The 13,386-nt window shown below is 66.3% G+C and carries 12 protein-coding genes and 2 pseudogenes; 3 read left to right on the forward strand and 11 right to left on the reverse strand.

Annotated features, from left to right (window positions below):
- Positions 1–112: 112 nt before the first annotated feature.
- Both BLV94_RS08610 and BLV94_RS08615 read right to left on the reverse strand, forming a co-directional pair.
- Positions 113–1,555, reverse strand: coding sequence for an APC family permease (locus BLV94_RS08610; RefSeq protein ID WP_072951233.1), 1,443 nt, complete (start codon positions 1,553–1,555; stop codon positions 113–115).
- 293 nt (positions 1,556–1,848) lie between these two features.
- Complete coding sequence (locus BLV94_RS08615; protein ID WP_072951236.1) at positions 1,849–3,060, reverse strand: cytochrome P450; 1,212 nt, start codon at positions 3,058–3,060, stop codon at positions 1,849–1,851.
- A gap of 77 nt (positions 3,061–3,137) precedes the next feature.
- On the opposite strand from BLV94_RS08615, the gene BLV94_RS08620 reads away from it, so the two are divergent.
- Positions 3,138–3,926: a FadR/GntR family transcriptional regulator gene (locus BLV94_RS08620; RefSeq protein WP_072951238.1), complete on the forward strand. Its 789-nt coding sequence runs from the start codon at positions 3,138–3,140 to the stop codon at positions 3,924–3,926.
- 277 nt (positions 3,927–4,203) lie between these two features.
- On the opposite strand, the gene BLV94_RS08625 is transcribed toward BLV94_RS08620, so the two are convergent.
- From BLV94_RS08625 to BLV94_RS08640, 4 genes are read right to left on the reverse strand one after another with little or no spacing between them, the layout of a single operon-like run.
- Complete coding sequence (locus BLV94_RS08625) at positions 4,204–5,178, reverse strand: acyl-CoA dehydrogenase family protein (protein ID WP_072951241.1); 975 nt, start codon at positions 5,176–5,178, stop codon at positions 4,204–4,206.
- Entirely contained in the window at positions 5,175–6,254 is a 1,080-nt protein-coding gene (locus BLV94_RS08630; RefSeq protein WP_072951257.1) for an acyl-CoA dehydrogenase family protein, read from the reverse strand. The genes BLV94_RS08625 and BLV94_RS08630 overlap by 4 nt, the downstream gene beginning before the upstream one ends.
- A gap of 14 nt (positions 6,255–6,268) precedes the next feature.
- Positions 6,269–7,063, reverse strand: coding sequence for an enoyl-CoA hydratase/isomerase family protein (locus BLV94_RS08635; protein ID WP_072951243.1), 795 nt, complete (start codon positions 7,061–7,063; stop codon positions 6,269–6,271).
- A complete protein-coding gene (locus BLV94_RS08640; RefSeq protein WP_255315068.1) occupies positions 7,060–8,367 on the reverse strand; it encodes a CaiB/BaiF CoA transferase family protein in 1,308 nt (435 codons plus the stop codon). Before BLV94_RS08640 ends, BLV94_RS08635 begins: the two co-directional genes overlap by 4 nt.
- A gap of 70 nt (positions 8,368–8,437) precedes the next feature.
- On the opposite strand from BLV94_RS08640, the gene BLV94_RS08645 reads away from it, so the two are divergent.
- Positions 8,438–9,325: a LysR family transcriptional regulator gene (locus BLV94_RS08645; protein WP_072951245.1), complete on the forward strand. Its 888-nt coding sequence runs from the start codon at positions 8,438–8,440 to the stop codon at positions 9,323–9,325.
- Positions 9,326–9,355: 30 nt separating this feature from the next.
- Here the strand turns inward: BLV94_RS08645 and BLV94_RS08650 are convergent, their stop codons facing one another.
- The 4 genes from BLV94_RS08650 to BLV94_RS08665 form a co-directional block, all read right to left on the reverse strand.
- Complete coding sequence (locus BLV94_RS08650) at positions 9,356–10,096, reverse strand: DUF8020 domain-containing protein (protein WP_072951247.1); 741 nt, start codon at positions 10,094–10,096, stop codon at positions 9,356–9,358.
- A 145-nt stretch (positions 10,097–10,241) separates the two neighbouring features.
- Positions 10,242–10,661: an ester cyclase gene (locus tag BLV94_RS08655; protein ID WP_143051383.1), complete on the reverse strand. Its 420-nt coding sequence runs from the start codon at positions 10,659–10,661 to the stop codon at positions 10,242–10,244.
- A gap of 102 nt (positions 10,662–10,763) precedes the next feature.
- Complete coding sequence (locus BLV94_RS08660; RefSeq protein ID WP_072951255.1) at positions 10,764–12,068, reverse strand: flavin monoamine oxidase family protein; 1,305 nt, start codon at positions 12,066–12,068, stop codon at positions 10,764–10,766.
- Positions 12,069–12,461: 393 nt separating this feature from the next.
- Entirely contained in the window at positions 12,462–12,659 is a 198-nt protein-coding gene (locus tag BLV94_RS08665) for a hypothetical protein (RefSeq protein ID WP_279635338.1), read from the reverse strand.
- 73 nt (positions 12,660–12,732) lie between these two features.
- Between BLV94_RS08665 and tnpA the strand changes: the two are divergent.
- Positions 12,733–13,059 (forward strand): annotated as a pseudogene (gene tnpA / locus BLV94_RS08670) (IS200/IS605 family transposase); the annotation flags it as partial.
- Here the strand turns inward: tnpA and BLV94_RS08675 are convergent.
- Positions 13,057–13,335 (reverse strand): annotated as a pseudogene (locus tag BLV94_RS08675) (alanine dehydrogenase); the annotation flags it as partial. The pseudogenes tnpA and BLV94_RS08675 overlap by 3 nt on opposite strands.
- Positions 13,336–13,386 lie beyond the last annotated feature (51 nt).

A 13,386-nucleotide genomic window follows, 5' to 3' on the forward strand; every position in this document is an offset into this window, starting at 1 on the left:
GGAGCCGCGCGCGGGGCGTTGGTCTTGGCCTCTGCGTTTACCGGTGGGGCACGGTGAGGTGGCTGGAAGGATGTGTCCTTCCAGCCACCACGGTTTCTCAGATTCGAACTCGTCAGACTTCTTCGACCGCAGCGGGTTGCGGTGCGACTTCTACCGCGGCGCTCGGTGCTCTGCGCTTGGTGATCGCGAAGACGGCGAGGAGGACGACGAGGACGATCAGCACTACCCAAGACATGGCGTTCGCCGGCGAGGGCGGTGGATTGATGACCCCGTTGATGTACATCCACGCGGTCGCCACGGCTCCGAAGACGGACGTACCGATCAGGAAAGGCCGGTACTCGTCCGCGCGGACGGTGAGCACGATGGCGCCGATGGTGATCAGGACGTACGGAAGCACCCACAGGTACACGACCAGTGGTGCGACCGTGTAGTACGCCGACACCACATCTCCCGCGGTGAAGACGAGGGCGGCGACGAGGACGAACCCGGCGATGGACATGACCGCGATGCTGACGAAGGGGCTGTGGTGGCGAGGATGGATCTTGCCCAGCGGAGCGGGCAGGATTCCGTCGCCGGCGAGGGTCATGGCGAATCGCGCACCGTAGTTGATGAAGCCGATGAGTGCGGCGAAGGTGGCGACCGCGAGGACCAGATCGCTGGCGGTGGCGACGCCGGAGCCGAGTCCGGCATGCAGCGCCAGCGCCGCGGGTGCCGACATTCCGGCCTCCAGTTCGGCGGATGCGGCCTGCAGTCCCGGGACCTGGAGAATGGTGACCAGGGGAAAGAGGCCGCCGAGGAGGACTGGGACGGACATGACCGCGAGAGGAACGTTGCGGCGAGGATTGCGAGTCTCCGCGGCGAGTGCGGTGCAGGATTCGAAGCCGACCAGGAAGGCCGCACCGACTGCCATGCCCTGGAGCGTTCCGCTGAGGCTGAACTCGCTGAGGCTGAACTGGTCCGCGAGATCGAGTCCAGTCTTGGCGGCGCTGGCGATGGTGATGACCAGGACGAGGGGGAACGACAGCACGGCGAGGGTCACTGCGATCCACACCGAGGTGTCGAGGCCTCGGTAGGCGATCGCGGCGGCGAGCGCGAGAGCGATGAGGAAGATTGCCAGTTGCGGCCCGAAGGACAGGGCGTTATCGACCCCGTGGGAGAGCAAGAAGCTACCGGCGAAGATCCCGACGACGGCGGCGAGTGCTCCGATCGCGGCGATGAACCCGGCGAGTAGAGCGGCCGCTGTCAGGTATCGGGCCCAGGGGCCGAATACCTCTCCGATGTAGGAGTAGAGCGATCCGGTGGCGACGTATCGCCGGGCGAAGGCGGTGACTGCTCGCCCGACGCAGACGACGGCGATCGTGGAGAGAAGTGACGCCTGCCATGCGTTGGTGCCGGCGGTGCTGAACACGAGCAGGGGCACCAAGGCGATGCCGACTGCTGGGAAGAAGGAGGCCAGGGACAACGAGACGAGTGAGGCCCTGCCCAAACGTCCCGTTTCGAGATGCGCCTCCGTGGTGGGGTCGCCGCCTGGTGTGGGGGTGGAGGGGTTCGTCATGTCAGGCCGCCTTCGACGCTGTGGCGATGCACGCCGGGTGCTTTCGGTGTGATCCGGTTCTGTCGACGGTGGATTCCTGCTCGGTCATGTGAGCTCCTTCGGTGAGGGTGACTTGACCGGGGTGTGACGACGCGCACTCCGATCGATGAGCGAGAACGCTACTGCCGTGATACCGCTAACACAAGAGGTTTTATGTTAAAAGTATCAGCGGGTGGGTTTCCCCGCCCCCGCCCTCTCGCCGGGGACGACCGCGCCCTCCGCCCGGCGAGACGGCGTGCCGGTCGCCATTGCCGTCAGTTCGGGCGTGCTGGAACGAATCTCACGGGGAGCTCGATCGGGCCGGTGTTCCCGGTCGGTGGCCGATGGCTGGGCGGGGCGGAGAATCGCGGCTGGGTGACGCGCTGCGAAAGGGCTTGCAGCGCTTCGCGGATGTCGAGGCGGGCGACGAAGTGCCCGAGGCAGTGATGTCGCCCTCCCCCGAAACCGAAGTGGGGGGCGCGCTTGGCCGTGATGTCGAAGCTCGCCTCTCCGACGGCGAGGGGGTCGGTGCCGGCGGAGTAGGACATGAGGTGGAGCACCGTCCCCTCCGAGATGTCGACGCCCTGGAAGGAGAAGTCCTCGATGGCCAGTCGAGTGGTCCAGTGGATCGTCGGATTGAAGCGAATGACTTCCTCGACGGCCTGGGCGGCGAGTTCCGGCCGGTCGGCGAGCAGCGCCCATTGATCGGGGTGCTCGACGAAGGCCTGCATCATCAAACCGAGTTGGCTGCGGGTGGTGTCCATGCCGCCGAAGATCAGGCTGGTGATCAGCTCCCGAAGTTCCTGATCGCTCAGCCGGTCCCCGTTCTCGTCCGTTGCGATAACCAGTTGCGAGACGAAGTCCTCGGTGGGCTGGATGCGGCGCTGGGCGACGAGTTCGTCGGCGCGAGCGTAGAGGGCGAGGATTGCGGCTTCGATCGTGGCACGCTGCTCGGCGATCTCGGGGCCGAAGGCCAGCCCCATGTCGGCCGAGAGCTGCGTGAGCTCGCGCCAATCCTCTTCGGGTAGGGCGAGCAGCCGGCACAGGGCGCGAGACGAGTACGGTTCGGCGAAGTCCGTCATGAACTCGCACGCGCCGGAGTCGGCGAACTGGTCGATGACATCGTGGGCGAGTTCGCGGAAACTCTCGGTCATCGTCGCGATGACCGAGTGTGAGAACGCGGGGTTGACCAGCTTGCGGATGCGGGCATGGTCCTCACCCTCCATGCCGACCAGGGAGCTCTTCCACCAGTCCGAGAGCACACCGTCGGTGATGCCGTTCTGCGCGGGCCAGGACCAGCTTCCCTGCCGGAGGCGGCGATCCTTGAGCAGGGCACCCACCTCACCGTGACGTAGGACCGCGATACCGTAATTAGTTCGGGCATACCAGTTTCGCTTCCTGGCAGCACGGATCTCCTCGCCCATCGCGGAGAAACCCGGGTCGGTGATCTTCAGCAGATTGCCGTCGGTGGCAGATGTGATACTCATGTTTTAACTCTAACATTAGATGTTAGAGTTGCAAGTACTCGACTTTGCATTCTCGAGACCTATATGCTGTGAAGATAATGGATACAAATGACTCGGCGTCCGACTCCCGGACCCCCTCACCGGCGTCCCTGCTCGTTCGCAGTGTCATCCTGTCCCCGATCGGCGGTGAGGGGCTGGTCGCGCAGACCGTTCGCCGGCTCGGCGATGCCATCGGCCTGGGCATCTTCGACGTCGGAGCACGACTCCCCTCCGAGTCGGAACTGGCCGACCAGCTGGGGATCTCCGCGATGACCTTGCGCGAAGCACTCGCGGTGATGCGCGAAGCCGGCTACGTCGAGACCCGACGCGGGCGCCAGGGCGGCACCTACGTCAAACAGCTGGCACTTACGGTTCCCGAACGCGAGGCGCAGAAGCGGATCGCGACGATCACCGACGAGTACATCACCGACCTCACCGATTACCGCGTCGCCATCGGCGGAGAGAGCGCGGCGCTGGCCGCCGAACGCGCGACGCCCGAGGACCTCGACGGGATGCGGGAACTGATCGAACGTATGGACGCCGCAGAGGCATTCGAGGAATTTCGCAAGTGTGACGCAACCTTTCACGTCACCATCGCCTCGTGCACGCGGTCGCAAAGGCTGGCCCGGGCAGAGACGGAGCTGCAGGCCGAGTTGTCCCCACTGATGGGGGCGTTCCGAGTGGGCCCGCAAGCCCGGCGCACCTCCAATGACCAGCACCGCAAGATCTTCGCGGCGATCGAAGCCGGAGACGGCGAGCGAGCGCGCCGCCTGATGGCCGAGCACATGACGAGCAGCGCGGAAGCAATTCTGGGATTTACCCGCGCCGCAGCAAGCGCCGGCAGTTAACCCGACCTCAGTCGGTCGCGCGCGAGAGTGTGCCCGGCGCGCCACTGTGTTTCAGGGGTCTGTCGACCCTTTGCCGGTTGCCGGATCCCCGAAGCCCAGGCGCGCGAATAAGCGAAACACGCACGCCTGGGCCCGGGATCGACGGAGTGCGCCACCCTTCTGATCGCCGGCGCACTACCTCCTCCACGCCTGTTCGAGAGCCCGCGGGGATCCCGGGTGCCGCTCGCTCGGCATGCCTGACCGACATAGGGTCGGGGAGGAAGGGCGTGACGGCCATCTAGAGCCGGTGGGCGTGCTCCGGCTCGCTCAGCGACCACAGGTCGACCTCGCGGGTCGGGAGGGTGTGCCCGCCCCAGCTGCGTTGGTGCAGCCCCTCGTCCCGGTCGGCCCACAGCAGCAGGGTGCGGTGCCGGAGCGTGGCGTCCGCGGTCAATCCGAGGGCACCGTGCAGTTGGTGTGCCTGGGTGGCGACGTCAGAGGCGACATCGCCCGCGAGCGCTCGGGCCGCGGTGGCAGCGAAGCGAATCCGCTCGGGGTCTGCGGTGTGCAGTCGGCGAGCGAACTCGGCGATCGCCTCGTCGAGTTGGAGCTGCGCGATTGTCAGTCGGCCCAGCTCCTGTGCCACGGCGGGAAGCTTGATCAGGGGCCGGCCGAACTGGACCCGGCTGGAGACGTAGGCGCGGGCCTGCTCGATCGCGCCGGAAGCCGCGCCCGCGATTTCGTGGACGAGCAGGAACTGGGCCAGCACACCGTCGGGTCGATCCCCGAGGTCCTCCGGGGGGTCGGTTCGGTGCAGCGGGCGGCCCGCGACGTCACGGTCCACCGAACCCGGCACCGCCCGGGCTTCGGTGGTGCCGTCGGCGCCGACGACGACGGTCGCGATCGGATCCCAGACCCCGAACGAGTGCGCGCTGACAACGATTTGCCCGGGGGCTGTCGGCTGGACGGCGAGGGCGCGCGCAACCAGGGTCTGGCGGACGGGGAGGGCGGCGCCTGCGTGGGCGAGGGCGCGGGTGGCGGCGGCAGCGGCGTCGATGAGTTCGGCCGACCCGGCCAGCGCCTCGAAGCTGGTGCAATCGACGTCGTCGAGAATCGTGGTCCATCCCAATTCTTCGGCAACCTTCCACTGTTCGTGGAAGTGTTCGGCCTCCGAGACGAGACCGCCGGCAACCGGGAGTTCCCAGGTAGTCACCACATCGGCGACGATTTCCGCCAGTTGCGCGGCTTCGTCGGTGAGAATTGTCGTGCTCATTGCATTTCCTTCGTGACGATGGACAGCATGACCGGGGCGGCGCCGCCGCGCAGGCCCGACTTCGGGGAGGCGATCACGGCGGCGTCGAACAATGCGCGCACTCGCTCATCGCACCGGCCCAGCAGGGGCCGGACGAAGTCGAGCGTGGCCAACTCGAGTCGGTTTCCGAGGTACTTGCTGGTGGCGGCCTCGGCGACCGGGCTGCGTCCGGCGTCCAAGGCGGCCGCGATGTCCCGCGCGAGTGAGCGCAGAACCGTCAATTGTGCGGTCAGCACGCGCAGTGCGGCGCGGTCGGTGTCGTCGAACACTTCGGCGTCGAGGACTGCGCCCAGGACCGGATACATCGACAGGAACCGTTCGGGGCCACCGCGTTCGAAGGCGAGCTGCGAGATGACCTGCTGCCAGCCGTGCCCCTCGGTGCCGATCAGCCACCGGTGGGGCACGTGCACGTCGTCGAAGACGACTTCGTTGAAGTGATGTCCGCCGTCCATGCCGATGATCGGTTGCACGTGCACCCCGGGCGCGGAGGTGTCGACCACGAACTCACTCAGGCCTGCGTGCCGGTCCCCATCTGTGGAGGTGCGGGCGAGGACGTAGAGGTAGTCGGCGAAGTGGGCGCCGCTCGTCCAGACCTTGCGGCCGTTGATGACCCAGCCCTCGTCGGTGCGGGTGGCGGTGGTGCGGACGGCGGCCAGGTCGGAGCCGGCGTCCGGTTCGCTCATCCCAAGCGCGAAGCTGATCTCGGCCCGGGCCAGTCGCGGACAGAATTCGTCCTGGAGCGTCCGGCTGCCGTGACGGATCAGGGTCGGGCCGATCTGCCGTTCGCCCGCCCAGTGGTAGGAAACCGGGGCGCCGGCCCGGAGCAGTTCCTCGGTGACCGCAAGGCGGGAGAGGTTCGATTCCGCGGCGCCGCCAAGGTCCTTCGGCCAGGTCAGCGCGAGGAGTCCGCGCCGCCCGAGTTCCCGGCTGAACTCGGGGTCGGCGTCGCCGCCCCAGGCATCGCATCGGGGTTCGTAGTCCCACTCGGCGCACAATTCGCGCACCGCCGCACGCAGCGTTTGTTCTCGTGTAGTCATCGTGTCCTGGCTTGTCATCGGCCCTCGAAGGTCGGGGTACGTCGGGTGGTGTAGGCGTCGAGCGCCTCGATCGAATCGGATGTGGTCATCGCCACCGCCTGGTGTGAGGCGATGAGATCGAGCGCCGACCGCAGATCGCCGGTATCGGATTGGCGTACCGCGTTCTTGATCATCTGGACGGCCACGGGTGGCTGCCGGGCGATCTGGGTGGCGAAGGCGTCGAGTCGGGTGTCGAATTCGTCGGCGGCGCAGACTTCGTCGACGAGGTTCCAGCCGAGGGCCTGTTCGGCGGCGATGAACTCTCCGGTCCACAGCAGACGCAGCGCGCGGGGTCTGCCAATCAGCCGCGGGAGGTAGAAGCAGCCGCCGTCACCGGGTACCAGGCCGATGCGGATGTACCCCTCGGAGAACCGGGCCGCCGCCGAGGCGATCCGGTAGTCACACATCAGGGCCATGTCCATCCCGGCGCCGACGGCGGGCCCGCTCACCCCGGCAATCAGTGGTTTGGTCAGGTCGTCGACCGCGCGGGCGACCTGGTGGACCGTGTCGGTCATCAGTTTCCGGTTGGTCAGCGGTGTGCGATCGATCTCGCCGATGTCGGCGAGATCGGCGCCGGCGCAGAAGGCCTCACCCGTGCCGCGGACCACGATCACCCGCACCCGCTCGTCCCGCTGGAACTCGCGCAGCGCCCGCGCCCAGTCCTCGAGCATGTCCACGGTGAAGGAATTCTTCTTCTCGGGCCGGTTGAGGGTGATGCGCCCGATGTGGTTGTCGATGGTGACGACGAGGTCACCTCCGGAGGAAGTCATGACAGTGCGTCTCCATTCACGGTGATATGCCCGGTGGGGGTCGGGGGCCGACCAACGGTGGTCATGCCCGGGCTCCGCTGCGATGGTCGGTCCAGGACCGACTCGGTGTGCTGCCCCTGCGCCGGGCAGTGCCGGCGCAGTTGGGCCGGTGTCTCGGAGTACCGGACCGGGTGCCCGATCAGCTGGTACGGCCCCTCGGTGGGGTGTTCGGCGAAGGTCAGCAGCCCGCCGTCCTGCGCGTAGCGGCTGGTCGCACTCTCGGCGAGGCTGTAGACCGGATGCGCCGGGATGCTTGCGTCGTCGCACAGGCGCTGCCACTCGGCGATGCTGAACTGTGCTGTCAGGGAGCGCATTCTGGCGTACAGAGCATCGGAATTCGCGATGCGGCCGGCCATGGTAGTGAACCGGGGATCGGTTGCCGCTTCGGGGTCGCCGGCGAACTCGAAGAAGTCCCGCCAGTTCGCGTCGTTGTAGGGCAGAATGCACATCCACCCGTCCGAGGCTCGGCAGGCTTTGCGTTCGCGGCTGAGCACCCGCCGGTAACCGAAATCGCTCTCGTGGGACGGATCGAGTGTTGCTCCGGCGAGATGCTCGACGAGGTTGAAGGCGATCATGGTGTCCGCCATCGGGATTTCGACGTGCTGTCCGCGTCCGGTGCGGTCCCGGTAGTGCAGGGCGGCGAGTACCGATTGCACCATCATCAGCCCGCACACCTTGTCGGCGACCACCGAGGGGATGTAGTTCGGCTGTCCGGAGACTTGCTCGTTGAGCCACACCAGCCCGGTGGCCGCCTGGATGATGTCGTCGTAGGCGGCATTGTCCCGCATCGCCGAGTCGGAACGAAATCCTTGTGCGGTGGCGTACACCAGACGTGGATTGACTGCGGCCACGTCCGCCCATCCCAGTGACAGTCGCGCGAGGGCACCGGGGCGAACATTGGTGATGAAGGCATCCGCGGTCTCGAGCAACGCGAGTAGCGAATCTCGATCGGATGCATCCTTGAGATCGAGTGTGACACTTCGCTTGTTGCGGTTGAGATTGAGGGTGGGGCCGCCCATCCCCGGATGGCGTTTCGGTTCGAACTGCCGGGTCGGATCCCCGCCGGGAGCCTCGACCTTGATCACATCCGCGCCGAGGTCGCCGAATTGCTGACCGGCGTAGGGGCCCATGATGACCGTGGCCAGTTCGATCACGCGAAGTCCTTGCAGGGGACCGCCCTTCGCAACGGGATGGGTGGATGGTTCCCGCGGGCCGGGGGGAATGGATGTGCTCGATGCGATCGAACCGGTGTTGTCGTGCTTCACCCCATAATGAAAGCCCCGATGACGATCTATATCCAATACTAATTATGGCACCATTAATATTATGGACGATATGGATTTTTCGCGGCGGCTGCTCGAGCAGTTCGTCGTGGTCGCCGAAGAGCGGCACTTCACCCGCGCTGCCGAGCGACTGTCCATGAGTCAGCCGCCCCTCACTCAGGCGATCAAACGCCTAGAGAAGGCCATCGGGGTGCCGCTGCTGGAACGAAGCACCCGCCAGGTGCAACTCACCCCCGCCGGGAAGGCGTTCGCTCTCGATGCACGGCACCTCCTGGACGCGCAGAGTTCCGCGGCCGAACGTGCCAGACGGATCGCGCAAGGTGCGGAGGGAACGTTACGCCTCGGATTCGTCAGCGGCGCCTCCTACGTCTCGGTCCCCCGTCTGATCGGCATGGTGCACGACAACCTGCCGGGACTGCGCATCCACCTCTATCAACGCACCTCCGCCGAACTCGCCGACATGGTGCGCAGCCGGCGGCTGGACGTCGCCATGGTGCGAGCTCCACTGGCCGACCCGGACCACCTCGATATCCGTCTCCTGCACGACGAACCCCTGGTGTGCGCTCTGCCCGCCGGGCACGATCTCGCCTCTCGGGACGACATCGTCCTGGCCGACTTGCGGCACCAGCATTTCGCGCTGCCATCCGCGACCGCGTTGCCCGGGCTCAGTCAGTTGATTTACGCGGGGTGCCGCGCCGGGGGTTTCGAACCCCGGGACGGCGGGCGAGCGGACAGCCTGATGGGGATGCTCGGTTTGGTCGCGTCCGCCGACTGCGTGTGTCTGGTCCCACGGGAGATCCGTGACGGGACCGTTCCGGGGGTCGCCTACCGGCCTCTTGCCGCCGACGCCCCCCGCCTGCAGACACTGGTCATCTCCAATGCGGCGCGCGATGACGCCCTGGTCGACCGCGTGATGGCGCTCGTCGGGCGCTCCGCGTAGGTGGTGTCGATGGCCCTGGAGGGTGCGTCGTCAGCCTGCCAAGGGTTCGGCGGCGGGGGCGTTGATCGCGTCATAGAACTGCAGTGCGCTCGCAACGGCGACGGGCCCACCCACGATGACGGTTCCGGCGACCGCTCCGATCGCCCCTGCCGCGGCTCCGGTGACCAGGCATCCGCCGAGGAAACCGGGGACCGCGAGTATGCCGATTGTCGGGACGGCGACCGCGGATCCGACGAGGGCTCCTCCGGCAATGCATCCGACCCCGGCACCGATCGCCGTGCCGATCAGGCTGCCCATCCCGACGCCGAGCGCAACTTCGGTGCCGAAGTTGATGATGGCAGCGCTGAATTCCGGTGACCGCACGTCCAATGCGGTGGGCTGCAGCGGGAGTGCTGCATCCTTCAGCGTTGTGGCAGTCGAGGATTCAGTGCTGGGGGCGAGGGTGGCGCTCCTGCCGTCGATCTTGGCGGCGATCGGCCATTCTTTCCCGTCCCGGGCGTAGGTCAGCGGGAAGCCGGCTACCAGATTCCCGGCGGCATCGAGTACCTGGAACTGGTTGCCCTGGGTGGTCAGTGAGCCGGCGTCGGTGGTCAGGACGACGGACTTGTCGACGATGCTCGCGGTGTAGTGGATACCGGGAAGGATCTCCGTTTCCAGGGCTGACGCATGGTGGGGGTCGGCCTGTTCCGGGGCGGCACTGGCGGTGCTGGTGGTGGCGACCGCTGCCGTAACGGCGAAGGCGGTCACCGCAATGAGGCGGGTGATCATCATTGGGTCTCCATAGTGAAGGGGTGGGAGTGGGCGTTCGGGGTGTGAGCTGCAGGGGGGTGCTGCCGCCGCGAACGTGGGGGCGCGGCGGCGCGTACAGCAACGGCGCCCTGAGGGGTCCCCGGGCGCCGCTGTGTTTGCGTTTTGATCAGTTGTCGAAGACTCCGAGCTGACGGAGCAGCGTCCCGGAGTCCCAGTACGAGCGCTCTTCGAGCAACTGTCCGGCGGGGTTGCATTTGAGCAGGTTGACGCCGCGCACCTCGATGCGGTTGCCGGTCGGTGCGATTCCGTCGAGGTGCCCGGTATGGACCCCGGTCACGGTCCATTCGACGGTGGCCGTCACACCGTCGTCGGCGACGACGGAACTGTGGAACTCCATCGAGGAGAAGGCGTTCGTGAAGGCGCTCATCGCTTCGGCGATCGCAGCTCGGCCGGTGGCCGGGCCGGGTGAGGTCATGTCTTGCAGGACACCGTCTTCCGCGAAATGGGCGGCGATAGCCTCGTGGGGCTGCTCGGCCGCCCATGCCTTGTCCATGTCCTTGACGAAGTTGTGCAAGCCGGTGCGCACGGGGATTCCCTTCTGTGCCCCCGGGTGGGCCGTGTTCACGCACAGCACACCCGGGGAAAATGGTGGTCGAGTGTGGGGTTTCTGGAGGTTCGGGTCGGGCTCTCAGGCCCGCTGGGCGGCCTTCTGATCACGGACCACGTTCCGGGCGGCGAGGGCGCCGCTTTCGAGAGCACCCTCGATCCACCCGACGAACGAGGGTGCGATGTCGCTGCCGGCGAAGTAGACGTGGCCGTGCGGCTTCTGGATGTCCGGGACTGCCGATGACAGCTGTCCGGGACGCATCATCATCCAGGTTCCCTGCGAGAATTCGTCGTCTGCCCAGTCGTGCCCGTCGGTGTCCACGACCTCGAGGTCGGGCACGTATGCGCGCAACGCGTCCTGGACTGCGTCCTTGTCATCGGGGTCGATCGCTGTGGCGTCGGGACAGAAGCACACGATCAAGGTGTCGCCGTCGAGACGGTATTCCGTCATGGCGATGGTGATGGGGTTGGCCCCGAGCGGGGCGTAGGCGGTGAACGCTTCGATCTCGCCCTTGGCGCGGACCCACATCTTGCGGTTGCGCATCGGATGGCCCTCGTCGGCGAGGCGTTGGGTGCCCTCGCTCAACGCGGGCGAGAACTCGATCGTGTTGAGGGCGTTGACCGGGACGGTCACGATGACGGATTTGGCGCGGATCGTCTCCCCCGCCCGGGTGGTGACGAGCACTCCGTCGCCGTCGTTCGCGATGGCCGACACCGGAGTCGACAGCCGGATATCGGCGGAGGATTCGGCGGCAATCGCTTCGATCAGGCTTTTGGTTCCGGTCGCGATGCGCCAGTAGGCACCCGATTCCCAGAGCGCGCGCCAGTCTCCGAAATACAGTGCGGCCCAACGGAGAACTTGCGATACCGCCTGCTGGTCGGGTGCGGCCACCGTGTAGGAGAGGATGCCGTCGAGCATGTCGCGTTCGTCCGGGTCGAGATCGAGTCGCTTCATCCGGTCGGTGAAGGTCTCCAGATCGATCTCCCCGATGTCCGTGGTGTGGACGTCGTGGGGGTACGGGAAATGCTCGCGGGCGTCCTCGACGAACCGCTCCATGCCCGGGCCGGCGAGGGCGTCGAATTCCGCCTCGGTGCCCGAGTGCAGGGCGCCGTCGGCCAGCCAGTGGACGCGGTCGATCGGCACGGGTGTCGACAGTTCGAGACCGTGGCGCTGCATCTCTCGCCACAGGTTCGGCTGTGTCCAGTGCACGTAGGCGCCGCCGAGTTCCACCGCCCGCCCGATCTTGTCATCGGTGTAGGTGCGACCACCGATGCGATCGCGTCCCTCGAGAACGACGACCGACTTCCCCTCCGCGGTCAGGTCCCGGGCGGCGGTGATGCCGGCGAATCCGGCCCCCACGACAACTACGTCAAATACTTCGTTCATCGACACTCTCTCCTTCATCAACTATGAGCGCGATCACAATCTAACATCACATAACCTCATATACTAGAGGTTGTAGTGTTAATTCTTTGAGGTCGTGCTTTCTGCGCTCCGGTGGGCTTCGGAGGTAGCGCGCCGGTGTTCCGCGGCATCGCACACCTGCTCCCCGTCGGGCCGGCGCGCTGGCGTAGTCGTCATCGTCGACGAAGTCTTTGTGCCGATGGATATTTCGCGTCGGCGTCATGCGTTGCACCCCGCGTTTCTGTAGTGAAGATGCCGAAAGGGCCACCGAACGCGCCCGTTCCCCGCGCCCCTCGTTTGACAGGGGTGGGCGCGGGGAAGAGACCGTTCGGCGGCCCGTGGCCAGCCTTCGGATGTGGGAGAGGTGCGGATTGGTCAGACGGTGACGAGGTGAGCCGACTCGAGTCCGTGCGCGTGCGCGACGGGGGCGTAGGTCACCTGCCCGGCGTGGGTGTTCAGGCCCCGGGCCAGCGACTGATCGTCGTTCAGAGCCTGCTCCCAGCCCTTGTTCGCCAGGGCGAGGGCGTAGGGCAGCGTGACGTTGGTCAGGGCGTAGGTGGAGGTATGGGGCACGGCGCCGGGCGTTCGCCACGCAGTAGAGGATCGCTGGCCACCGCCGCATAGGAATTGGTGTCCACATTTCGGGGGAAGCCCCGACCACGTCCACCTATTGATCCACTACCCACCTACCGTGCAACTCTCCACCCTGGTCAACAGCCTCAAGGGCGTCTCCGCTCGATACCTGCGCCAAGAGTTCCCCGACCACATCCAGAAATACCTGTGGGGCAATCACTTCTGGTCACCGTCCTACTTCGCCGCCTCCGCAGGCGGAGCCCCACTCGCCATCGTCGCCGAGTACATCACCAACCAACAACGACCCGAACCCACACAAGAAGCGACCCCGCTACGCGCGATCGCGCAGTACAGAATCAGCTTCCTCCCGGCCCTGAAGGGCCAGGCTTCCTCTGATTAATCCGGTGAACAGGACCTGTCCCTCGCGCATCCGGTGATACTCGGGTGCGATAGGTTCTTTGACCTTCAGGATCAGGTCACCGCTGGCCCACACATCGTCGGCCGAGGAGAGGATCTGCGCGCCGGCGGCGAGGTAGTCCTCGTCCGGGATCGACGATCCGACCCCGGCCGACTCCTCGACGAACACCTCGTGCCCGTGTGACACGAGTTCATGCACACCTGCCGGAGTGATAGCGACTCGGTACTCGTGGTTCTTGATTTCCTTGGGAATGCTGATCTCACAAGACCCTCACTTCGATCTTTTGTTGGTTTGTCGAGACGGGTGGGG

The sequence above is a fragment of the Rhodococcus koreensis genome (genome assembly GCF_900105905.1).
GTDB classification, from domain to species: domain Bacteria; phylum Actinomycetota; class Actinomycetes; order Mycobacteriales; family Mycobacteriaceae; genus Rhodococcus_F; species Rhodococcus_F koreensis.

Bases quoted from the DNA above. Each gene is read 5' to 3' on its own strand.
- BLV94_RS08610 (WP_072951233.1), bottom strand. From the start codon at position 1,555: ATGACGAACCCCTCCACCCCCACACCAGGCGGCGACCCCACCACGGAG.
- BLV94_RS08615 (WP_072951236.1), bottom strand. From the start codon at position 3,060: ATGAGTATCACATCTGCCACCGACGGCAATCTGCTGAAGATCACCGAC.
- BLV94_RS08620 (WP_072951238.1), top strand. From the start codon at position 3,138: ATGGATACAAATGACTCGGCGTCCGACTCCCGGACCCCCTCACCGGCG.
- BLV94_RS08625 (WP_072951241.1), bottom strand. From the start codon at position 5,178: ATGAGCACGACAATTCTCACCGACGAAGCCGCGCAACTGGCGGAAATC.
- BLV94_RS08630 (WP_072951257.1), bottom strand. From the start codon at position 6,254: ATGACTACACGAGAACAAACGCTGCGTGCGGCGGTGCGCGAATTGTGC.
- BLV94_RS08635 (WP_072951243.1), bottom strand. From the start codon at position 7,063: ATGACTTCCTCCGGAGGTGACCTCGTCGTCACCATCGACAACCACATC.
- BLV94_RS08645 (WP_072951245.1), top strand. From the start codon at position 8,438: ATGGATTTTTCGCGGCGGCTGCTCGAGCAGTTCGTCGTGGTCGCCGAA.
- BLV94_RS08650 (WP_072951247.1), bottom strand. From the start codon at position 10,096: ATGATGATCACCCGCCTCATTGCGGTGACCGCCTTCGCCGTTACGGCA.
- BLV94_RS08660 (WP_072951255.1), bottom strand. From the start codon at position 12,068: ATGAACGAAGTATTTGACGTAGTTGTCGTGGGGGCCGGATTCGCCGGC.